23 protein-coding genes and 1 tRNA gene are annotated in these 21,106 nt (G+C 72.0%); 12 read left to right on the forward strand and 12 right to left on the reverse strand.

Features of this window, described 5'->3' with window-relative positions:
* Positions 1 to 49: 49 nt before the first annotated feature.
* Both AB0K00_RS13790 and AB0K00_RS13795 read right to left on the reverse strand, forming a co-directional pair.
* Positions 50 to 2,371, reverse strand: a complete 2,322-nt coding sequence (locus AB0K00_RS13790; protein WP_363519978.1) for an FdhF/YdeP family oxidoreductase — start codon at positions 2,369 to 2,371, stop codon at positions 50 to 52.
* A 70-nt stretch (positions 2,372 to 2,441) separates the two neighbouring features.
* Positions 2,442 to 3,035, reverse strand: coding sequence for a GrpB family protein (locus AB0K00_RS13795; RefSeq protein WP_363519980.1), 594 nt, complete (start codon positions 3,033 to 3,035; stop codon positions 2,442 to 2,444).
* Positions 3,036 to 3,140: 105 nt separating this feature from the next.
* Here AB0K00_RS13795 and AB0K00_RS13800 point away from each other — a divergent pair, with 105 nt between their 5' ends.
* The 4 genes from AB0K00_RS13800 to AB0K00_RS13815 all read left to right on the forward strand — a co-directional run bounded on the left by AB0K00_RS13800 (position 3,141) and on the right by AB0K00_RS13815 (position 5,132).
* Positions 3,141 to 3,347, forward strand: coding sequence for a hypothetical protein (locus AB0K00_RS13800; protein ID WP_363519982.1), 207 nt, complete (start codon positions 3,141 to 3,143; stop codon positions 3,345 to 3,347).
* A gap of 17 nt (positions 3,348 to 3,364) precedes the next feature.
* Positions 3,365 to 3,658, forward strand: coding sequence for a DUF4259 domain-containing protein (locus AB0K00_RS13805; protein WP_363519984.1), 294 nt, complete (start codon positions 3,365 to 3,367; stop codon positions 3,656 to 3,658).
* A gap of 14 nt (positions 3,659 to 3,672) precedes the next feature.
* Positions 3,673 to 3,822, forward strand: coding sequence for a hypothetical protein (locus tag AB0K00_RS13810; RefSeq protein WP_363519987.1), 150 nt, complete (start codon positions 3,673 to 3,675; stop codon positions 3,820 to 3,822).
* Between the two features lie 194 nt (positions 3,823 to 4,016).
* Positions 4,017 to 5,132, forward strand: a complete 1,116-nt coding sequence (locus tag AB0K00_RS13815; RefSeq protein ID WP_363519989.1) for a GDSL-type esterase/lipase family protein — start codon at positions 4,017 to 4,019, stop codon at positions 5,130 to 5,132.
* A gap of 86 nt (positions 5,133 to 5,218) precedes the next feature.
* On the opposite strand, the gene AB0K00_RS13820 is transcribed toward AB0K00_RS13815, so the two are convergent.
* On the reverse strand, positions 5,219 to 6,616 hold the full coding sequence (locus tag AB0K00_RS13820) for a cellulase family glycosylhydrolase (RefSeq protein WP_363519992.1): 1,398 nt from the start codon (positions 6,614 to 6,616) through the stop codon (positions 5,219 to 5,221).
* 239 nt (positions 6,617 to 6,855) lie between these two features.
* Here AB0K00_RS13820 and AB0K00_RS13825 point away from each other — a divergent pair, with 239 nt between their 5' ends.
* The gene (locus AB0K00_RS13825) at positions 6,856 to 7,536 is read left to right on the forward strand and encodes a M23 family metallopeptidase (protein WP_363519995.1); all 681 of its coding nucleotides are present in this window, start codon (positions 6,856 to 6,858) and stop codon (positions 7,534 to 7,536) included.
* 68 nt (positions 7,537 to 7,604) lie between these two features.
* Here the strand turns inward: AB0K00_RS13825 and AB0K00_RS13830 are convergent, their stop codons facing one another.
* A complete protein-coding gene (locus tag AB0K00_RS13830) occupies positions 7,605 to 7,736 on the reverse strand; it encodes a hypothetical protein (RefSeq protein ID WP_363519998.1) in 132 nt (43 codons plus the stop codon).
* A 216-nt stretch (positions 7,737 to 7,952) separates the two neighbouring features.
* On the opposite strand from AB0K00_RS13830, the gene AB0K00_RS13835 reads away from it, so the two are divergent.
* Positions 7,953 to 8,486 (forward strand): MarR family transcriptional regulator, encoded by a 534-nt coding sequence (locus tag AB0K00_RS13835; protein WP_363520378.1) that lies wholly within the window; start codon positions 7,953 to 7,955, stop codon positions 8,484 to 8,486.
* On the opposite strand, the gene AB0K00_RS13840 is transcribed toward AB0K00_RS13835, so the two are convergent.
* The 3 genes from AB0K00_RS13840 to AB0K00_RS13850 all read right to left on the reverse strand — a co-directional run bounded on the left by AB0K00_RS13840 (position 8,439) and on the right by AB0K00_RS13850 (position 11,244).
* Positions 8,439 to 10,598, reverse strand: coding sequence for a hypothetical protein (locus AB0K00_RS13840; protein WP_363520001.1), 2,160 nt, complete (start codon positions 10,596 to 10,598; stop codon positions 8,439 to 8,441). The two genes, AB0K00_RS13835 and AB0K00_RS13840, sit on opposite strands and share 48 nt — an antisense overlap.
* A 29-nt stretch (positions 10,599 to 10,627) precedes the next feature.
* A tRNA-OTHER gene (locus AB0K00_RS13845) sits at positions 10,628 to 10,755 on the reverse strand.
* A gap of 42 nt (positions 10,756 to 10,797) precedes the next feature.
* Positions 10,798 to 11,244: a MarR family winged helix-turn-helix transcriptional regulator gene (locus tag AB0K00_RS13850; RefSeq protein WP_363520004.1), complete on the reverse strand. Its 447-nt coding sequence runs from the start codon at positions 11,242 to 11,244 to the stop codon at positions 10,798 to 10,800.
* A 74-nt stretch (positions 11,245 to 11,318) separates the two neighbouring features.
* On the opposite strand from AB0K00_RS13850, the gene AB0K00_RS13855 reads away from it, so the two are divergent.
* The 6 genes from AB0K00_RS13855 (at position 11,319) to AB0K00_RS13880 (ending at position 16,312) form a co-directional block, all read left to right on the forward strand.
* Positions 11,319 to 11,534 carry a flavodoxin domain-containing protein gene (locus AB0K00_RS13855; RefSeq protein WP_363520007.1) on the forward strand — a complete coding sequence of 72 codons (216 nt, stop codon included), beginning with the start codon at positions 11,319 to 11,321 and terminating at the stop codon, positions 11,532 to 11,534.
* Positions 11,531 to 11,665 carry a hypothetical protein gene (locus tag AB0K00_RS13860; RefSeq protein WP_363520010.1) on the forward strand — a complete coding sequence of 45 codons (135 nt, stop codon included), beginning with the start codon at positions 11,531 to 11,533 and terminating at the stop codon, positions 11,663 to 11,665. The genes AB0K00_RS13855 and AB0K00_RS13860 overlap by 4 nt, the downstream gene beginning before the upstream one ends.
* Positions 11,662 to 13,056, forward strand: coding sequence for an MFS transporter (locus AB0K00_RS13865; RefSeq protein WP_363520013.1), 1,395 nt, complete (start codon positions 11,662 to 11,664; stop codon positions 13,054 to 13,056). Before AB0K00_RS13860 ends, AB0K00_RS13865 begins: the two co-directional genes overlap by 4 nt.
* Positions 13,057 to 13,104: 48 nt before the next feature.
* Entirely contained in the window at positions 13,105 to 13,287 is a 183-nt protein-coding gene (locus AB0K00_RS13870) for a hypothetical protein (RefSeq protein ID WP_363520016.1), read from the forward strand.
* 22 nt (positions 13,288 to 13,309) lie between these two features.
* Positions 13,310 to 14,761: a protein adenylyltransferase SelO gene (locus tag AB0K00_RS13875; protein WP_363520018.1), complete on the forward strand. Its 1,452-nt coding sequence runs from the start codon at positions 13,310 to 13,312 to the stop codon at positions 14,759 to 14,761.
* Positions 14,762 to 14,842: 81 nt separating this feature from the next.
* Positions 14,843 to 16,312, forward strand: a complete 1,470-nt coding sequence (locus AB0K00_RS13880; RefSeq protein WP_363520020.1) for a family 43 glycosylhydrolase — start codon at positions 14,843 to 14,845, stop codon at positions 16,310 to 16,312.
* Here AB0K00_RS13880 and AB0K00_RS13885 read toward each other — a convergent pair.
* From AB0K00_RS13885 to AB0K00_RS13905, 5 genes are all read right to left on the reverse strand, one after another.
* Positions 16,306 to 17,220, reverse strand: coding sequence for a DUF3500 domain-containing protein (locus tag AB0K00_RS13885; RefSeq protein WP_363520023.1), 915 nt, complete (start codon positions 17,218 to 17,220; stop codon positions 16,306 to 16,308). The genes AB0K00_RS13880 and AB0K00_RS13885 overlap by 7 nt on opposite strands.
* Positions 17,217 to 17,888, reverse strand: a complete 672-nt coding sequence (locus AB0K00_RS13890; protein ID WP_363520026.1) for a ribonuclease HII — start codon at positions 17,886 to 17,888, stop codon at positions 17,217 to 17,219. The genes AB0K00_RS13885 and AB0K00_RS13890 overlap by 4 nt, the downstream gene beginning before the upstream one ends.
* 164 nt (positions 17,889 to 18,052) lie before the next feature.
* Positions 18,053 to 19,315, reverse strand: a complete 1,263-nt coding sequence (locus tag AB0K00_RS13895) for a hypothetical protein (RefSeq protein ID WP_363520029.1) — start codon at positions 19,313 to 19,315, stop codon at positions 18,053 to 18,055.
* Positions 19,316 to 19,589: 274 nt separating this feature from the next.
* Complete coding sequence (locus AB0K00_RS13900; protein ID WP_363520031.1) at positions 19,590 to 20,459, reverse strand: MBL fold metallo-hydrolase; 870 nt, start codon at positions 20,457 to 20,459, stop codon at positions 19,590 to 19,592.
* Between the two features lie 9 nt (positions 20,460 to 20,468).
* Positions 20,469 to 21,080, reverse strand: a complete 612-nt coding sequence (locus AB0K00_RS13905) for a TetR/AcrR family transcriptional regulator (RefSeq protein ID WP_363520034.1) — start codon at positions 21,078 to 21,080, stop codon at positions 20,469 to 20,471.
* Positions 21,081 to 21,106: the final 26 nt, after the last annotated feature.

Consider the following 21,106-nt stretch of genomic DNA (forward strand, 5'->3'; position numbering starts at 1 on the left):
CGAACGGCGCCGGCGGCGTCAGCTGCTTCTCCAGCGCCTCGGACATCGCCTATCGCTGATCGCTCGCAGGTGCGGCGGCGCGCTCAAGTCGCACCACGACCCACTTCGACGTGGGCGTGCCGCTCACCGCGGCCTGCGAGTCCAACGGCACCAGCGGGTTGGTCTCCGGGTAGTAGGCCGCGACGCAGCCCTTCGGGGTGCTGTACTGCACGAGCCGGAACCGCTCGGCCCGGCGCACCCGGTCGTCCGTCCACTCCGAGACCAGGTCGACGAAGTCGCCGTCGGCGAACCCGAGCTCGGCGAGGTCCTCGGCGCTGATGAACACGACCCTGCGCCCCGAGCGGATCCCGCGGTACCGGTCGTCGAGGCCGTAGATGGTGGTGTTGAACTGGTCGTGGCTGCGGATCGTCTGCAGGACCAGGCGACCCGGCGGCACGCTCAGCACCTCCAGGGGACTCACCGTGAACACGGCCTTGCCCTCCGGGGTCGGGAACGTGCGCGAGTCCCGCGGCCCGTGCGGCATCGTGAAGCCGCCCTGGGCCCGGATCCGCTCCGCGTAGTCGGCGCAGCCGGGCACGACCCGGCCGATCCGGTCGCGGATGCGGTCGTAGTCCACGGGGAAGTCCCGCCACGGGATGCCGTGCCGGTCGCCGAGCGTGGCGGCGGCGATGCCGCAGACGATGTCGACCTCGGAGCGCAGCAGCGGACCGGCCGGGGCCGAACGACCCCGCGAGGCGTGCACCTCCGACATCGAGTCCTCGACGGTGACCCGCTGCACCCGGCCGCCGGTCAGGTCCTGCTCGGAGCGGCCGAGGGTGGGCAGGATCAGCGCCGTGCGGCCGGCGGCGACGTGGCTGCGGTTGAGCTTCGTGGAGATCTGCACGGTCAGCTCGGCGCCGCGCATCGCCTCGGTGGTGACGTCCGTGTCGGACATCGCGGCCACGAAGTTCCCGCCGAGCGCGACGAACACCTTCGCCCGCCGGTCCCGGAACGCCCGCACCGCGTCGGCGGCGTCGAACCCGTGCTCGCGCGGCGGCGCGAAGCCGAACTCGGCGCCGAGCGCGTCGAGGAAGAACGCCGGCGGCTTCTCCCAGATGCCCATGGTCCGGTCGCCCTGCACGTTGGAGTGGCCACGGACCGGGCACAGGCCGGCACCCGGCTTGCCGATCATGCCCTGGGCGAGGGCGACGTTGACGAACTCCTTGATCGTGGCGACCGCATTGTGGTGCTGGGTGATGCCCATCGCCCAGCAGTGCACGATCCGCTTCGACGACGCCAGCATCGCCGCCGCGGTCTCGATCTGCGCCCAGGTCAGACCGGTCGCGGCGAGCACCGCGGCGCGGTCGACGGCGCGCACATGGCGCTGCCATTCCTCGAAGCCGGTGGTGTACCCCTCGACGAAGGCGCGGTCCAGCACCGTGCCCGGCGCGGCGTCCTCGGCGAGCAGCAACAGCTGCCCGAAGGCCTGCCACAGCGCGAGGTCACCGTTGGAGCGGATCTGCAGCAGCTCGTCGGCGAGCCCGGTGCCACGCCCGGCGAGCCCACGCGCCTTCTGCGGGTTGTCGAAACGCAGCAGCCCCGCCTCCGGCAGCGGGTTGATCGCCAGGATCCTCGCGCCGTTGCGTTTGGCGGTCTCCAGCGCGGTGAGCATCCGCGGATGGTTGGTGCCCGGGTTCTGCCCCGACACCACGATCAGGTCCGCCTCGTGCAGGTCCTGCAGCGACACCGAGCCCTTGCCGACGCCGATCGTGCGGGCCAGCCCGGCCGACGTCGACTCGTGGCACATGTTGGAGCAGTCGGGCAGGTTGTTGGTCCCATACGCCCGGGCCAGCAGCTGATACAGGAACGCCGCCTCGTTGCTGGCCCGCCCGGACGTGTAGAAGACGGCCTCGTCCGGGCCGGCGAGCCCGTTGAGGTGCGTGCCGATGAGCGCGAACGCGTCGTCCCAGGAGATCGGCTCGTAGTGCTCGGCGCCGTCGCGGCGCACCATCGGGTGGACGAGCCGCCCCTGCTGCTCCAGCCAGTGGTCGGTGCGCCCGGCCAGGTCGGTCAGCGAGTGCGCGGCGAAGAACCCGGGCTCGACGGTCTCCCGGGTCCCTTCCCAGGCCACGGCCTTGGCGCCGTTCTCGCAGAACTCGGCGGTGTGCCGGTGCCCCTTCGGGTCGGGCCAGGCGCAGCTCATGCAGTCGATGCCGTCGACCTGGTTGAGCGCGCGCAGGTTCCGGGTGGCCTTGACGACCCCCATCTGCCGCACCGCGTTCGTCATGCTGAGCCGCACCGCCCGCAGCCCGGCGGCGTGATCGGCGGGCGGCCCGACCCGCAGCCGAGCCTCGTCGTCATCGACGGGCGGGCCGGGCGTTGACGCTGACATCGGTGCTCCAGCGGGGTAGGTGGTCTCTGCGACGACTGTAGTCCCGTGCCCCTTGGGCTGGGCAACGTCATCAACCGGGTCCGGCCGCGAAGATCTTTGCGAAGATGGCGTCGATGACGTCGTTCTTGGCCAGGCTGTAGTCGCCGGGCCGCTCCACGGTGTCCCGTGCCAGCTGTCGTTTCGCCTGCGCGTACAGCTCCAGGTCGTCGGGGTGCGTGCGCAGCCAGTCGCGGAACAGCCGGTGTCGGACCGGCTCCGGCACCCCCGGCGGCCAGATGTGCAGGTGCACGTCGTCCTCGGCGCTGACCAGCATCCGGTGCCCGTGCCACCAGGGCTCCCGCAGCACGAGCCGGTACCCGAGCCGCAGCAGCGCGGGCACGTATCCGGCCTCGTCCGCCGAGTCGGCGACGGTGAGGTCGATGTCGATGACGGGCTTCGCCGCCAGCCCCGGCACGGCCGTCGACCCGACGTGCTCGATCTCGACGACGTCGACCGCCTCGACCAGCGCCGCGCGGGCGTCGTCGAACCGGCCCGCCCACGCCGGGTCGTACTCCTCCACGACGATTGCCTGCCACCGCCGCGGCACCTCACCGACCACACCGGCCGCCAGCTGCTCAGGGGTGCCGTGGAAGCGCTCCGTGATCTCCGGTGGATACCCGCTCATCGCAACCTCCCGTGATTAGCAAAGTCGGCCACACTACGACAACATCCCCAAGCCGTGTGACAACCGGGGGTTGACATGACAACTGGGGGTTGACACACTGCCGGTATGAACGAAAACGACGACCAGGCATTGTTCCGCCGCCTCCACGAAGTCCGTGCCGAGGCGCTGCACCACGCCAGGCTGGCCCAACAGCTGTCCGCCGAGCGGCGCGGCATCCTGCAGGAACTGATCCGAAACGGTCACTCCCAGGCCGACCTCGCCCGCGAGATGGGCGTCACCCGCCAGGCCGTGCAGAAGATGCTGGCCGCGTAGACCGACCGGAGTGATGGATGGGAACCTGGGGATCGCATCCGTTCGCCGGCGACGGTGCTCAAGACCTGATCGACTTCATGGCGAAGCGCAACGACAAGGAGCGGCGGAAGGAATTCCACGAGATCTTCGAGGCCGCCCCGCACGCAGGACAGCCTCACGTGGACGTCTTCCCGGAGGACATCGTTGCGGCGGCCCTGCTCATCGCGCTGAGCGTGCCGGGCAGCTCGCAACGATTGGACGAGCCGACGCGAACGAGGCCAGCAACAGCCTCGTCGCCGACCTCGACACCGACCTGGCGGCCGAGGCCCTGACCGCGCTGGAGGCGATGCGCGTGCCCGGCAACCACTGGCACGACACCTGGATCGACGAAGATGAGGACGGCGACGCCGCTCAGGTGGCGGTGGACGTGCGGTCCGGACCGTTCGGCGCACGGTTCGTCGCGTTCGTCGCATTGGCTTGGCCACTCGGCTGGTGACCGGCGCGGCCATCGCCAACACTCGATGCTGCGACACCGGACCCGCCTTGGGCGCACGCAAGGACCACACTGCGTGCTCGGCACCTGAGGGCAGGGATCTGTACCGGTGCGGACGAGGCCACACCGCTACGGCAGGCGGTGTCGACAACCTTGTCACCCCGCCAATGCGGTAGCTAGTGGAGGAATCCAAACCAATGCGACGCATCATGCGCCGGCTCGCTGCCGGCTGCCTCAGTCTCACTCTGGCTGCGGGCGCGACAGCCGCGCTCACCGCCAGTGCAACACCCGCCCTGGCCGAGTCCAACGGCGGCGTGCGGGTCATGCCGCTCGGTGACTCCATCACCGATGGGGCCCAGGTGCCGGGCGGCTACCGCATCACGCTGTGGCAGCGCCTCCTCGCGGACGGCTACAAGGTCGACTTCGTCGGCTCCGGGTTCAACGGCCCGGCAGGCCTCGGCGACCACGACCACGAGGGTCACTCGGGCTGGCGGATCGATCAGCTCGACGCGAACATCGTGGGCTGGCTGCAGACGTACACCCCGCGCACCATCCTGCTGCACATCGGTACCAACGACATCAACGGCAATTATGACGTCGCCAACGCTCCCGCGCGGCTGTCCGCGCTCATCGACAAGATCCGGGCGACGGCGCCGACCGTCGAACTCTTCGTCGCGCAGATCACGCCGTTGGGCAACCCTACGCTCGAGACGCGCGTCCAGGCGTTCAACGCCGCCATCCCCGGCATCGTGGCACAGAAGGGTCCCCGGACCCACGTGGTCGACATGCACGCCGTCGTCGCTGCCGCCGATCTCCTCGACGGTATCCACCCCAACGCCGCCGGCTACACCAAGATGGGCAACCAGTGGTACGCCGCGCTGCGGTCCGTGCCGGGCAGCCTGAGTCCCTCCCAACCCCAGACCAGGGTGGTCAGCCTGCGGGCCCGGGTCAACAACAAGTACGTCAGTGCCGACAACGGTGGTGCCGCGCCACTTATCGCCAAAGCTGCCGCGATCGGGCCCTGGGAGCAGTTCGATCTGCTCGACGTCAGCGGCGGCTCCATCGCGCTGCGGGCACGCGTCAACAACCGGTACGTCTGCGCCGAGAACGCGGGCGCCCAGCCATTGATCGCCAACCGGGACGCGGTCGGCGGGTGGGAGCAGTTCCAACTGATCCGCAACGGTGACGGCAGCGTGTCATTGAAGGCCAACGTCAACGGCAGGTACGTCACCGCGGAGCAGGCCGGAAATGCCTCGCTGATCGCCAACCGCACCGCCATCGGCCCGTGGGAGAAGTTCGACCTGATCGGCTGACGTCCCCCGCGGCTGACAGCCAGACCTACAACCACGCGGTGGCCGGCCGGGGGTCAGCCCGACCGGCCACCTTGGGGTGCGGTGTGTCAGCTGGCGGTGCAGGTCAGCGGCGCGGGGACGCTGTTGGTGCCGTTCCACGAACCCAGGAACCCGAACGACGTCGTCGCGCCGGCCCCGACCGTCCCGTTGTAGTTCACGTTCTTGGCCGTGACCGCGGCGCCCGAGCTTGTCACCGTCGCGCTCCAGGCGTTGGCGACCGTCTGGCCGTTGGTGTACGTCCACCCGACCGTCCACGCCGAGATCGCAGCACTGCCCGCCGTGACCTTGACCTCGGCCTGGAAGCCGCCCGGCCACTGGCCGACGATCGCGTAGGTCGCGGTGCAGGCCTTCGTGCCGCCCGGTGAGGACGAGGGGCTACGGGACGCCGACGGCGAGGTCGACGGGCTCCGCGACGCCGACGGCGACACCGACGGGCTGCGCGACCCGGACGGCGACGCGCTGGTCGTCTGACCACTGTAGATGGACGCCTCGCGGGACGTGGCCTTCAAACCGTTGGCGCCGTTGACGATCCGGTCGCCGAACGTGGTCAGCTGCGCCGGGTTGAAGTTGACCGTCATGTCCAGGATCGGGTCGCTGTTGCCGCTCCACGACCAGGCGATCCAGCCCAGCCCGCGGGCCTGCGCCTCGGACAGGATTGTCTCGTGGTCGACCTCGCCGGAGCTGAACTTCCAGCCGAACTCGCCGACCACCAGGGGCCAGCCCTTCGCCGCGAACGCGTCGAAGTAGGCGGTGATCGTGGCGGCGTTGGCGTACACGGCGTACATGTGGATCGACAGCACCGTGTTGTGCTTGGTGTCGGCGTCCAGGACGGTCTGGCCGGTGTCGCGCATGACGTTCTGCCAGTCCTGGCCCCAGTTCGGGGCGTCGACCATGATGAGGTGCTCGAAGCCGTTGGTGCGCAGCTTCGCGACGGCGGCGGCGGTCGCGGCGGTCCACTGGGCCGGGTTGGTGTTGCCGATCGGCTCGTTGCCGATGTTGATGACGACGTAGTTCTCCTGGCCGACCAGGTTCGCCTTCTGGCTGATCCAGTAGTTGGCCGCCTCGTCGAGGGACGCGGCCGCGCCCTCCTCACCGTAGCCGGTGGTGTCGTGCACCTCGAGCACGCAGATGAGCTTGTTCTGCTTGCACAGGGTGATGACGGCGGGGACGTCGTTGGACGGGCCCCAGCGCTTACCGGTGCCCAGCACCACCCGGATCGTGTTCGCACCGGCCGCCTTGATGGCGGCGAACGAGGACGTCTGGCCGGTGTACCACACGTGCGGGTGGTTGACCCCGCGCATGATCAGGTTCTGGCCGTTCGCCTCCACGATGTTGCGGCCACTGATGTGCAGGCCGACGGCCGCGGACGCGGGCTGCATGAACAACACCACGGACGCGGCGACGGCGAGCAGCACAGCGCCGAGCACACTGAGTTTTCTCCTCATGGCCTACCTCGAGACGTCGGAAGAGCGGGGCCCGTGACCCGGGACCGGCGGGGCGGACACTAGGTTCGGCCGCTGAACAGTGTCAATGCGCGTGGACCACCCGCAGCCCGCCGTCATAACGCTTTTCCGCTGGTACGGACGCCGACGGCCGCTGCACGCCGGCGCGGGCCGGATCGTGAACGTTTCACACCTTGTCCCGGGACAATGCGTTGCGGCGGCGAGGTAGATTGATCGTCAGGATGAGTGCGCGTGAGATCTACCGGGTGACGATGCTGGGCGTCATCGCCGTCTGCGTGATCGTGTCCTATGTCGTGCTCGCCCGCCGGGCCGACGGGCACCCGCAGCGGCCGGGCCCGCGACCCGCGTTCCAGCTGCCGTTCCCCTGCGGCGAGTCATGGAGCCTGACCACGTACGCCGGACACGACGACTACGACATCGACTTCTTCTTCAACGGCGGCCCGAGCGCCGGCCGGCCCGTCCTCGCCTCGGCCGCCGGCACCGTCACGTGGGCCGGCTGGCAGGCCACCCTCGAAGGCGGCGCCCCCGCCGCACCCGGCACCGTCGGCACCCGCGGCGGCCTCGGCTTCGGCGTGATCATCGACCACGGCGGCGGCTGGTTCAGCTCCTACGGACACCTCCAAACCTGGCCCGACGTGAAGCAGGACCAGGTGGTGCCGCAGGGCAAGCTGCTCGGCCACGTCGGCAAGACCGGCTCGACAAAGATCGAACACCTGCACTATGAACAGCACGACGACACCCGCGACAGCAAGCACACCCGCGGCACCGACGACAAGGTCGAGTCAGTCTTCGACGGCGTCCCCTCCGGCATCACCAGCGACGGCAGCGCGAGCACCGGCCCGATCCGCACCGCCGGCCCGGTGTCCCCCACCCAGAACCGCACCAGCCACAACTGCCCGTAGCCACCGCAACAGGCCAAGTCCCTGCCGCGCCAGCACGCCGATGGGGAACCGCCAAGCCGGGGCCGCGTTCAGGCTGAGGCGTCGGCGAGCGTAAGCGCCGCGAATGCGAGAAGCGCGGCCGGCACGGGGATGTTCTTGACGTCCTTGACCCGCACGTGCGTGATCACCGCGCCGGCTAGGTTCAGCAAGGCCAGCGGCACGAACCACGACGCGGGACGCCCGCCGCGGTCAGCACGGCAGCGACCCGCTCCACTCCCCGGATCTTCGCCACCGCGGAATTGACGACCGCCAGGCCGAACACGACAGCATCGACCGCGCGTACCGCGCTACCGGCCCAGCTGGGCGTGCTTCTCGCCGGTCGCGGCGCGGTCGCCAGTGCCCACGTCCGCGACGCCCTGGCCGCCCACGGCCTCAACATGCGGTCCGTCTTCACGCTGACGCACCTGGCCGACGGGCCGGTCAACCAGCAGGCGCTGATCGACCTCCTCGGCGTCGACCCGAGCACGCTGGTCGCGGTGCTCAACGAGCTGGAGGGCCTGGGCCTGGCCTCCCGGCAGCGGGACACCGCCGACCGCCGCCGCCACATCGTCACGATCACGCCCAAGGGCACCGAACCGCTGCACGCCGTCGACGCGGTCCCTGGGCGCCGCCGACGACGACCTCTTCGCCGCCCTGTCCCCCAAGGAGCGGGATCAGCTCGGGCGGCTGCTGGCGAAGGTCGCCGACGCGTCCTCCTGCGGCGACTAGCGACCAGCGACTGGTTCAGGGTGGTGGCCGCCGGCGGGGGAAAGCCGGGACGGCCGAGGAAAGCGCGGGTGCTGAATACCAGATCCTCCGCTTGCGCGGAGGTTCCCGAATCGAACGGAATAGCAGGAAGCGCCCGCATGGCCTCGGCCGTCGCGTCACCCAGGGATCAGCTCACTGAGCCGGTCCAGCGTATAGGTCTGTGACCCCTCCGGCAGGTCGGCCGGTGCGTCGATGCCGATGAACGTGACCGGCTCGTCGGGCAGCCGGCCGTCCCATGTCGTCACCTCGGCCCGCTCGCGCCACAGGTCGACCAGGTAGGACACGGTGAGGTAGCGCCGTTCCAGCACGGCCCGGACCCGGTCGGCCGTGCTGAACATGTTCTCCTCGACCCGGTTGAAGTTCGGCCGGCCCTGCAGGTACAGGTGCAGCCACACGGCCTGCCAGCCGCGCTCGCCGTTGGCGAACACCATCGGCAGCGCGATGCGGCCCTGGCCGCGCAGGTCCGAACGGGCCCGCACGGTCCGGGCTTCGAACGGTGCGCCGCGCTGGTCGCGGGTGCGGGTCTGGTAGCCGAACATCGACTCGGCGACCTCGTCGAACGACTCCCCCGAGTAGATGTAGACCTGCGGCACCACGTAGCGCGCGCTGACCGTCAGGGGCACGTCGATGAACTCGGTCGCGCCGTTCGGCGCGTCGGTGATGTCGCCGGAGTGCACGATGCCGTCGTGGTGGTAGTTCGTGTAGGACACCTGGCCGGCGGTGTTGAACTGCTCGTCGAGCAGCAGCACCGACAGGTCGAAGTCGGTGCGGCGGCTGGTCTGGCGCCAGTAGGTGAAGAAGCGCAGCAGCTCACCGGAGACCGGCGCCCGCGAACCGCGCGGCAGCACCGCGAATCCGCCGGCGGACGCCTTGCCCGACAGCGGCAGCGCGACGTCGAGCACGTCGGGGTCCACCAGCAGCGGCAGCGCCGGCTCCGGCAGGCGGGCGCTGATCTCCGCGTCCAGCAGCGACGTCAGCTGCGCGACCAGCCCGGCCGGCAGCGGTGGCCGCTCGTCCGGGCCGATCCACGCGCGCCGCGAGCGGTTCGCGTACATCCGGGCGGACGCGGGCGTGAGCCGGTTGCCGACGTGCTCCCGCAGTGAGCAGAGCACCCGGCCGGACGCCGAGCCGAGCGCGTCCGTGACCGCTTCGACCACGGCGGCCCGCTCCGACGCCGGTGCCAGCCGCAGCAGCCGGTCCGCGGAGCGCAGCAGCAGGCCCGGCGCGGCCGACAGCACCGACGCGGCCGGTGCGATGGCTCCGGCGCGGAACGCCGCTTCCGCGCGGCCGGCGAGGTTGTGCACCCGCCGCTCACCGCGGGCGACCGCGAACACCTCGCGAGCGTGCGGCCACTGTGCGTGCTCGTGCGGGTGCAGCCGCTCGCCGAGCCGCTTCCACCGCTCGGCGTAGCGTGTGACGTCGCCGAGCTTGGCCGGGCTCGCGCGGACGACCTCGTTGAGTGCGGCCAGCAGGATCCGCCGCTCCGGGCGCCGGAACGACCGGAACCGGGTGGGGGTCGCGAGCGAGCCGTCCCCGCCGGAGACGTGGCAGGCGAGGCGCAGCACGTCGGTCGTGGTGTCCACGCCGACCAGCGGCCGGCCGAGGACGAGCCGGACGCCGTTGAGCACGGCGCGGTGCTCGCGCACCGGGATCTCGGCCGGCTGCGCGCTGTCCACGCAGGCGACGGCGAGCCGGCTGAGCAGCGCGAGGTCCGCCTCGCCGTGCGGCGTGGTGCTGCCGGCCAGGGCCAGGTAGAGCGCCACCGCCTCGACCTCGGCGGTGTCGCCGAGCCGCAGCAGCGTCATCCGGTCACCTGCCGAGGCGACCAGCGCGTCGTGCGCGGCCAGCAGTTCGGCGTAGGTGTGCTGGTAGGTGCCGTAGCCGGGCAGGTCGAGCAGGTTCACCCCGCCGGAGACGACGGCGTCGCGCAGCTGCGCGTCGGTCGCGGTGTTGCCGCCGGCGAGGACGGCCGCCCGCAGCCGGGAAATCCAGAACTCGACGGTGTCCGGCACGTCGTGCGGGAAGCCGATGAAGTAGGCGTTGTGCTGCACGTGGTCGCCGACCAGCTCGCGCACCGCGGACACGACCGTGGCGGCCAGATCCATCGCCGGGGCCGGTGCCAGGGCGCCGACGTGCTCCAGCAGCGCCCGCGACGCGGAGAACCCGACGTCGAGCAGCGCCGCATCCAGCTGCCGGGCCACGGGCGTGCCGTCGCCGGCCGGGCCGGTGCTCGCCGGGACGCGCAGGGTCTTCTGAATGATCAGCTGCTCGAGCACGCGCGCCTCCGTTGCGCTGGTGGTGACAGTGGGTCGCCGGGGACTCGAACCCCGAACCCTTCGGTCCAACAAGGAGAAGGAAGCACTCCCATGACCGCGCAGGCGGAGAGCGGACGCGCTACTCAGCCGAATGCTCTACCACTTGAGCTAGCGACCCGACGACGATCATCGCATCGGTCCGACGGTCGAGGCCAACGAGTTATGCCGGCCGGCGGCGCCTGCCGTCGACGTTGCCGGTCATGGTGTTCAGGACGTCGGGCAGTTCCGCGACCGTCTCGGCCGACAGGCCGACCACGGTCTCCTCAGCCAGGTCGCACCACAGCTGTTTGATCTGCTCGGCGAGGGCGCGGCCGCGGTCGGTGAGGGTGACGACGGTGGCCCGCTTGTCGGTGGGTGCCGGGTCGCGGCGGATGTGCCCGGCGGCCTCCAGCTTGCGGGTCATGAGGGTGACGCTGGGCGGCTCGCAGCCGAGCGTCTCGCTGAGCTGGGCCTGGATCATCGGGCCGGTCCGGGCCAGCTCCAGCAGGAGCGTCTCCTGGCCCGGGTGCAGCCCGAGCGGGACCAGCAGGGCCGCCGCCCGGGCCCGGTGCCGCAGGCTCAGCAGGCGGATCGCCTGGTTGATGGCGTCGGCTTGGGCGAAGTCCACTCAGCGCTCCTTGACAACTTAGTTATGTGCATAACATTATGCGCGTAACTAATTCTACGACATCGGGGGTTGCCGTGACCGTGAAGGTCGCCGTCATCTACTACAGCGCCACGGGTACCGTCCACGCGCTCGCGCAGGCCGTCGCCGAGGGAGCCGACGACAAGCCGTGGCACGCCGGCGTCGCCGAGGCCCCGGTCGAGGACCTGGCCTGGGCGGACGCGGTCGCGTTCGGGACGCCGACGCGGTTCGGGACCCCGCCGGCGGCAACCCCTACGGCACGTCGTCCGTGACCGGCCCGACCGGCCACGGACCCGACGCCGCCACGCTCGAGGCCGCGCGGTACCAGGGACGACGGCTGACCCAGGTCACCGTCCGCCTGCACGGGGCGGGCCACCCGGCCATGGCGGGACGGCAGGCATGACCGGCACCCCACCGCGCTGGACGGTGCTGGCGCTGGTGTGCGCCTGCCAGTTCATGGTGATCCTGGACGTGTCCATCGTGAACGTCGCCCTGCCCTCGATCCAGCGGGACCTCGGCTTCACGCCGACCGGCCTGGCCTGGGTGGTGAACGGCTACCTGCTCGCCTTCGCCGGTTTCATGCTGCCGGGTGGCCGCGCCGCCGACCTGTTCGGCCACCGCCGGATGCTGGTCGCCGGGCTGGCGCTGTTCTCCGCCGCGAGCCTGGCCGCCGGTCTGGCCGGCACCCCGGCGGTCCTGGTGACGGCGCGCGTCGCGCAGGGACTGGGCGCGGCGGCGCTGGCCCCGGCAACCCTCGCGGTGCTCGGCACCGCCTTCACCGACCCACGGCAGCGGGCCCGGGCGTTCGGCGCGTGGTCCGCCGCGGGCGGTGTCGGCGGGATGGTCGGCGCGATCGCGGGCGGCGCCATCACCACCGGCCTGTCGTGGGAGTGGGTGTACCTCATCAACGTCCCGATCGGCGCCGTGCTCATCGCGGTGGCGATGGCGTCGCTGACCGCCGCGCGGACCGGGCGGCGGGAGGCGCTCGACCTCACCGGCGCGCTCACCGGGACGGCCGGGCTGACCGCACTGGTCTGGGGCGTCATGCAGAGCGCGGGGCACGGCTGGGCGTCCGGGCGGGTCGCCGGGCCGGTCGCGGTGGGCGTGCTGCTGCTGGCCGCGTTCGTCGTGGTGGAGGCGCGGTCCGCCACCCACCCGATGGTGCCGCTGCGGCTGTTCGGGCTGCGCGGGGTGGCCGCCGGCAACGGCATGCTGCTGCTGTTCGGCGGGATCGCCATCGCGATGTGGTACTTCACGGCGCTGTTCCTGCAGGACGTCCTCGGCTACAGCGCGCTGGACGCCGGGCTCGGGCAGACGCCGGCGGCGGTGACGTTCGTGGTGGTCGCCCGGGTGTCGGCCGGGCTGCTGCCGCGGGCGGGCGCGCGTGCCCTGGTGCTGGCCGGCTGCGCATTCCTCGTCGCCGGATTCGGCTGGCTCGCCCGGGCCGGCGCCGGCAGCGGCTACGTCACGGGCCTGCTCGGGCCGATGCTGCTGGTCGCGGTGGGCATCGGGCTGACGTTTCCCACCCTCATGGCGGTGGCCACCGCCGCGGTCCCCGACGGCGACGCGGGCACGGCGGGTGGGCTGGCCAGCACCGCGAGTCAGGTCGGCGGGTCGATCGGGCTGGCGGTGCTTGCGACGGCCGGCGGTTACGCCGTGGTGTTCGGCCTGGCGGCCGGGTTTGCCCTGGCGGTCGCGGCGATCGGCCTGCTGCTGCCCGGCCGGGCCGGGCGGCCGTCCGGTGGATCCCTGGCGCCGGAGCAACAGGAGACGCTGGCGCCGGAGCAACATTGATCCGCCGGGTAACGGGCGGGCCGACCCGTCGTGGCCGATACTGGCGGCATGGCGAATCCGGATCTTGACCCCGACGACTACCCACCGATCGATCCGCGCGAGCCCGTGCCGGACGACGCCGGTGAGTTGCTGCCCGACACCCCGGACGAGCTACCGGAGGCGCCGGTCGAGCCGATGCCCGGCGACGGCGGGGACGGCGGCGACACAGGCGGCGTGCGCGAACCGGCCTGACGCCCGACGTACCCTCGACCGGGTGAGCATCGCTGCGACCGTGACCCTCGACAACCGCTTCGCCCGCGACCTGGCAGAGATGGCGGTGCCCTGGCAGGCCGAGGAGGTCGCGGAGCCGCGGCTGCTCGCGCTGGACGCGACGCTCGCCGCCGAGCTCGGGTTCGACCCCGATTGGCTGCGTGGCCCCGACGGAGTGCGGCTGCTGGTGGGTGCCGCCCTGCCCGACGGTGCCACGCCGGTCGCGCAGGCGTATGCCGGGCACCAGTTCGGCGGATTCTCCCCGCGGCTCGGCGACGGGCGGGCGCTGCTGCTGGGCGAGATCGGCACCGGCGGGCAGGTCCGTGACCTGCACCTGAAGGGTTCCGGACGGACGCCGTTCGCGCGTGGCGGCGACGGCCTCGCCGCGGTCGGGCCGATGCTGCGCGAATACGTCGTCAGCCGGGCGATGCACGCGCTCGGCATCCCGACGACCCGCGCCCTCGCCGTCGTGGCCACCGGGCGGCCGGTGCGGCGCGAGACGCTGCTGCCGGGTGCCGTCCTCGCCCGGGTCGCGTCCAGCCACCTGCGGGTCGGCAGCTTCCAGTACGCGAATGTCACCGGCGACGTCGACCTGCTGCGGCGGCTCGCCGACCACGCGATCGCCCGGCACCATCCCACGGCCGCCGGCGCCGACCGGCCCTACCTGGCGCTGTTCGAGGCGGTCGTCGACGCGCAGGCGTCCCTGGTCGCCCAGTGGATGCTCGCCGGGTTCGTGCACGGCGTCATGAACACCGACAACATGACGATCTCCGGCGAGACCATCGACTACGGGCCCTGCGCCTTCATGGACGCCTACGACCCTGCCACGGTCTACAGTTCGATCGACCACGGCGGGCGGTATGCCTACGGCAACCAGCCGGTCGTCGCGGAGTGGAACCTGGCCCGGCTGGCCGAGGCACTGCTGCCGCTCATCGACGGCGAGCAGGAGCGGGCGATCGAGCTCGCGACGGATGCTCTGCACGGTTTTCGCCGCCGGTACGACGATGTCTGGTCGGCCGGCATGCGAACGAAGCTCGGCCTGCCCGCCGGACTCGACGACGAGGTCGTCGCGGCGCTCGTCAAGGACCTGCTGACGCTGCTGGAGAGCGGCCGCGTCGACCACACGTCGGCCTACCGCGCCCTCGCCGCGGCCGCCCGCGGCGACGCCGAGCCGGTCCACCGGCTGCTGCCCGGCCCCCTCGCGGGCGCCTGGACCCAGCGCTGGCTGGCCCTCGCCCCCGACGCGGACGCGATGGACCGGGTCAACCCCGTCTACATTCCCCGCAACCACCTCGTCGAGGAGGCCCTCGCCGCCGCCACCGACGGCGACCTGGCACCGTTCACACGGCTGGTCGACGTCGTGAGCGACCCGTACACCGAGCGCCCGGGGCTGGAACGCTATGCCGCGCCGGCACCGGCGGACTTCGGCGCGTACCAGACCTTCTGCGGCACCTGAGCCTGAAAGTTCCACGTCACGCCGCGTTCGCCGGGCACGATCCATTGACCGTTGCGCATGAGAGCGCTAACAATCGTGGCCGTGACCACCTCCCGCAGGACCTGGCTCGGCCTGGCCGCCGCGACGGCCGTGGCGGCCGGCGCCGCCGTCGTCGTGCTGCAGCCCGTCGGCGCGGCGACGATCGACCCGGCCGCCTACTACCAGCTCACCGCCCGGCACAGCGGCAAGACCGTGGCCGTCGCCGGCGCGTCCACCGCCGACGGCGCCGGGATCGTCCAGCAGGCCGGCACCGGCGCGACCAGCCAGCAGTTCCAGTTCGTCGACGCGGGCAGCGGCTACTACCGGCTCCGCGCCCGGCACAGCGGGAAGGTCGTGGACGTCTCGGCCAGGTCCACCGCCGACGGCGCCGACGTGGTGCAGTGGCCGAGCAACGGCGGCACCAACCAGCAGTGGTCCGTCGTGGACGTCAGCGGCGGCTACGTCCAGCTCATCAACCGCAACAGCGGCAAGGCCCTGGACGTCTGGCAGGCGTCCGGCGCCGAGAACGCCCGGGTGTCGCAGTCCACCGACACCGACGCCACGCATCAGCAGTTCCAGCTCATTCGGGTGGGAACGACACCGCCGGCGTCCAGCGCACCGGCGTCGAACCCGCCGGCCGCGTACCCCAACCCCGGCACCGTCACCGGTTCGACCGGGGCGCACGACCCGTCGGTGACGAAGACCCCGGCCGGCACGTACCTGCTCGCGGCCACCGGCAACAACCTGGCGCTCAAGACGTCCACGGACCGCGTCGCCTGGCGCAGCGCCGGGGCGGTCTGGCCCGGCGGCGCGCCCTGGACGACCGCGTACACCGGCGGCAGCGCCAACCTGTGGGCGCCGGACATCTCCTACCGCAACGGCCAGTACTACCTCTACTACTCGGCGTCGACGTTCGGGTCCCAACGGTCGGCGATCTTCCTGGCGACCAGCCCGTCCGGCGCATCCGGCTCGTGGACCAACCAGGGCCTGGTCATCGAGAGCAGCACCGGCGTCAACTACAACGCCATCGACCCGAACCTCGTCGTCGACGCCGCCGGGCAGTGGTGGCTGACCTTCGGCTCGTTCTGGAGCGGGATCAAGCTGATCCGGCTGGACCCGGCCACCGGGCGGCGGTCCACCACCGACACGGCGGTGCGGGCACTGTCCACCCGAACGGGTGCGAACGGTGCGGTCGAGGCCCCGTTCGTCTTCCAGCACGCCGGCACCTACTACCTGTTCGTGTCCTTCGACGTGTGCTGCCAGGGCGCCGCCAGCACCTACCGGGTCATGGTCGGCCGGTCCGGCAGCGTCACCGGCCCCTACACCGACCGCAACGGCACCGCCATGACCGCCGGTGGCGGCACCCAGGTCCTCGCCGGCCACGGCTCGATCCACGGGCCGGGCCACCAGGCGGTCATCGCCGACACCGACGGCGACGTGCTGGTCTACCACTACTACGCCGACAGCGGCGCGTCGTTCCTGGGCGTCAACCGCCTCGGCTGGGACGCGGCCGGCTGGCCGTTCGTCTACTGAGCGTGCCAGTCGGCGCGGTGGGCGGCGAGGACGTCGGCGCCGAAGTCGCCGCCGGGGCGGCGCAGCACGGTGTGGGCGTGGTTCAGGTCGTCGGCGGTGTTGTCGTACTCGATGAGCAGGTCCGGGCCCTGCACCCGGTAGTAGTGCCGGCCGGTGCGCTCGGTCGCGCCCTCCCACGCGAACGACAGCCGGTCACGGTCCACCGTGGGCGCGACGTCGGCGGGCAGCCGGTCGAGGTACACCGCGACGAGGTCGTCGAGCAGGTGCCGGGCCGGGTCGGGCAGCTCCACCGCCGGGATCCCGGACGGGATCGGGCGCAGCGCCGCCCTCGGTCCACTGTGGATGTCCGGCGGCGCGGCCGGGTCCAGCACGACCCGGGACAGCAGCGGCCGTGGCACCGCGTCGAGCAGCTCCCAGCCGAGGTCCTCCTCGGGCGCGAGCGGACGCACGACGGGGCGGCCGCGGTACCAGGTGGCCAGCGGGTTCGCACCGAGGAACACCGGCGCCGGTGAGACGGTGTCGCCGTCGAGGGTCATCGTCACGGACAGGTGGTGCCCCTCGAACCGCCACCCCCACCGCTCCCCCACGGCCGGCGTGCCGAACACGACGACGGTGTAGTCGTTGCTGTGCCGGCCGCGCCGGTATCCCTCCTCGCGGTCGAGCACCTCCTCGAGGGCGAGGATCACGGTCGCCTGCGCGAACGCGTGCGGGCGCAGCGCGGTGGCCAGGAGCCGGTGCGCGACCTTGCGACCGTCGGGGTCCAGCGCGCCGAGGCTCACCCCGGGCCGCGGGCGTGGCCGGTATTCGATCCAGCGGCGGTGCGCGTCGTCGGCGAACGGCAGCCCCGCCGCCGGTGCCGCCCGCAGCAGGGCCGTCGCCTCGGCCCGCATCGCCGCCGCCGTCGTCATGATGCCGTCGTTCCGGCCGGCAGCGCCACGTCGACCCGCCACGAGCGGCGGTGGTGCACGCTGAGCCCGTGCGCGGCGACCCCGTCCAGGTGCTCGGCGGCGCCCCCGTAGCCGGCGTTGCGCTCCCACCCGTACTGCGGGAAATCCGCGGCCAAAGCGGCCATGTGCAGGTCACGGTGCGACTTCGCCAGGATCGACGCCGCGGAGACGACGGCGCAGCGGGCATCGCCCTTCACCTCGGTGCGGACCGGCGGGATGCTGCGCTCCGGGCAGAACAGCGTCTCCTCCATCGGGTCGCTGAGGTAGTCGTGCCCGCCGTCGAGGATGATCACGTCCGGATGCCGCGGCAGCGCGGCGAGGGCCCGCCAGCCCGCGGTCCGCAGCGCCGCGGTGACGCCGAGCCGGTCGATCTCCTCGACGCTCGCCGCACCGATCGCCCAGTGCCCGACCCATTCCCGCACCACGGGCACCATCCGCTCCCGCTGCGCCTCGGACAGGAACTTCGAGTCGGCGAGGCCTTCCGGGACCGGCGGGCAGCCGTGGGCGAGGACCGCGATCCCGACGGTGATCGGCCCGGCCCACGCGCCCCGGCCGACCTCGTCCATCCCGGCGACGGTCAGGTGGCCGCTGCCCCACAGCTCGGTCTCGACGTCCAGCGTCGGCACCACCTTCCGCGTCCCACGCGCGGCCCGGGCTCGCGGGGTTCCAGCGGCTCGCGGGGTTCCTGCGGCTCCTGCGGGCAAGGTCCGGCTCCCTCATGCGGCTCGTCCGGCTCACGGCGTCCGGACGCCCCAGTCAACCAGACCGGGCCGCGCCGCCGCGGCCCGGTGCGTCAGTCGATGGTCGCCGTGTTCCGCAGGAACTTCACCGCCTCGGCCGGGCTCGTCGCCAGTTTGGCGCTGATCTTCACGAACGCCGCCCCGTAGGTCAGGTCCGTGTTCCCGGTGAGCTCGGCGAGCAGCGCCGCCGCCGCCGCACGGCGGGTGGTGTCCCGGTCGATCACCCGCTGCAGAAACCGCGACGCCACGTAGTTGCAGTAGCCCTCGATGTACGAGCGCGTCCCGAAGCCGATCTCGTTGGCGAACGCGTGGGCCAGCTCGTGCGCCGCGGTGCGCTGGAACCGCAGCGGCGCCAGGTGGGTCAGGACCTTGATGTTGTGGTACTTGGCGGTGCCGCGCGTCACGCAGAGCCCGAGCGTCTGCGTCAGCTCGTCGCCGGCCAGCTCATGGTCGCCGGCCAGCTGCCAGGTGACCCGGCCGCGGAAGTCCGTCGGGAGGCTCGACCCGCACGCCTGCGCCCACTCGTCCATGAACCCCAGGACCTCGTCGAAGTACTTCTCCGCCTTGGGCCGCTCGGCGAGCACATCCTTGGCGTCCAAGGGGCACCGGGCGGCCACGACCTCGTCCTTCTTGTTGAGGATCTCGATCGCGCCGGTGAGCGTGCCGGTCGTCAACCGGACGGGCGCCGCGCACAGCGTGCAGGTGCTGGACACCTTCCCGGCGCAGCCCGACATCCCGCCGCACAGGAACAGCTCGCGGTTGTGGTACGCCGTCAGCGGCGCCACGTCCTTGACGCCGACCTTCACCACCTTGCCGCAGCCGGCGCAGGGCGTCCGCCGCCTCGGCACGCACACACCGCAGAGGTCGATGTTGCTCGGCTGTGGCAGCGACACGGAGCGCGGATCGACCCGGGTGTCCGCGCCCATGCGCACGAGCTTGTCGCACGCCGCGCACTGCACGGCGGACGCCCGGCAGGTGCCGCAGACGCGGACCTGCGGCGTGCCGACAGGCACGGTCCCTTCGATGACGGCCCTGTTCTTCGCGCCGACCGTCTTGCCGCAGCCGGGGCAGCGCTCGCGGGTCGCGTCGCAGCCGGCGCACAGGTCGATGCCGTGCGTCCCGTCGTAGTGCTCGCTTTCGATCACCTGACGCTCGCCGTCGACCACCTTCGCCGCGCCGACACGGACCACCCGGCCGCAACACGCGCACCGGTGCCGCTGCGCGAGCTGATGCGCGGCGCAGAGCCCGACGTCCGGGAAGGTCGGGATCTTCACCGCGCCGGTGCTTTTCGCCCCGCAGCCGACCACGTCACACATCGCTCCTCCTCCCGGGCAGGCGAGGGTTGGCCTGCCACGCCTGGGAGGACGGCCGCGGTCACCGCGCCGATACGTCGGCTGGGCGACACTTCCCCGCGCTGCAGCCGGACGCGAGCCGGGCGACTCCGGGCAGGAGGTCGACGACATTGCTGCTGTCGGTGTCGGGAATCATGACGGGGTCGACGTGCCACAGGCGTGGGCACTGGCATTTGACACAACGACGACTCGTACGCATGGGCCGCCGCTTAGATGCGCGCCGGCGGGCGCCGGGCGGCTACCCGTCCGGGCAGATGATGAACCTCGGGAACGGGTGCCGGTCGGCCGGGTCGGCGATCTCGCTCACGGCGGCGCCGACCTGCCGGAGGTGCTCGACGGTCAGCTGCAGCGGCGGCTCGTCCGGCTGGTAGGTGGTGCGCACCGGGTAGTCGATGCCGGGCTCGTTGGTCATCTCGATGTGGCAGCCGAGGACGTGGGTGACCGGGTGGCTGTCCGCGTAGGCGATCATCCGCTCGATGCTCGCGCGGAACGCGGGGAGATCCTCCACGTACAGGCGGCCCGGGTACACCGTGTCGCCGGTCAGCAGGAACCCGGTGTGCGGGTCGTAGTACGTCACCGCCACCTCGTCGTGGCCCGGGGTGGCCAGGCACTCCAGGACCCGGCCGCCGAGGTCGACCCGGGCGACGCGCTGCGGGTCGGCGTCGAAGCCGAAGAACGCCCAGGCGCCGCTGCGGTCGGCCGGGACCACCGTGGTGTCCGGCCGGCCGGCGAACTGGCCGTCGCCCGCGACGTGGTCGCTGTGGCTGTGCGTGTGCAGCACCAGCAGCTGGTACCCCTGCCGCGGGTGCTCCTCCAGCCACCGCTCGATGAGCCCGTCGATGGTGGAGCGCAACGGGAAATACCGCGAGGACTCGGTCGCCCCGGTGTCCAGCAGCATCGCCCGTTCGTTGCCGAACAGCAGGAACAGGAACGGCGCCTCGTAGTGCACGGCCTTGTTCTGCCGCAGGATGTAGGTGTGCGCGTCGTAGGCGTGCACCTGGATGTCCGGATCGGTGTTGTGCTTCGCCGACGGTGATCCCGAGATCCACCGCACGTCGATGGCCCGCGGTTGCGGCGCCCCGGCTGCGAAGTCGACGAGCTGCGCCATGCCTGCCTCCTAGGTGTCCATGCCGTTGAGCAACAGGGCGAGGCCGCCGTGGAACTCCTCGTCCGGACCGACCCGGCGGGCCTCGGCGCCCAGGTCGCGCATGTTCGGGAACGCCGCAGGGTCGAGGCCGGCGATGGCGACCGTGCCGGGGCCGGACAGTGGCCCGAGGTGCTCGAGCTGGATCGCGCCGATGAGGTACGACAGCAGCCCGCGCAGCGCGAGCACCCGCCGCCTCGGGTCGGTGACGGGCTCGGCCAGGATCCCGGCCACGGTCTCCGACCAGCGCAGGATGGCCGGCGAGCGGTGCCGGTGCGTCATCGTGAGCGGCACGACGGCCGGGTGCGCGCCGACCGCGAACCGGACCCGGTCCACCATCACCGTCACCCGCTCCTGCCAGGTGCCGTGCGCCGGTGGCGTGGGGTCCACGGCGCCCAGCACCAGCTCGACGACCAGGCCTTCGAGCTCCTCGCGGTCGTGCACATACCGGTAGAGGCCCATAGCGCTCGTGCCCAGCTGTTGCGCGACGGCGCGCATGGTCAGCCCGCCGGGGCCGGCACGGTCGAGGACCGCGAGCGCCGCGGCGGCGATCTGCTCAGGCGTCAGTGATCGTGGGCGAGGCATGGCACTTGACAGCGTACGACCTACGC

Origin of the sequence: Dactylosporangium sp. NPDC049525, assembly GCF_040676755.1 — a bacterium.
Classification (GTDB): domain Bacteria; phylum Actinomycetota; class Actinomycetes; order Mycobacteriales; family Micromonosporaceae; genus Dactylosporangium.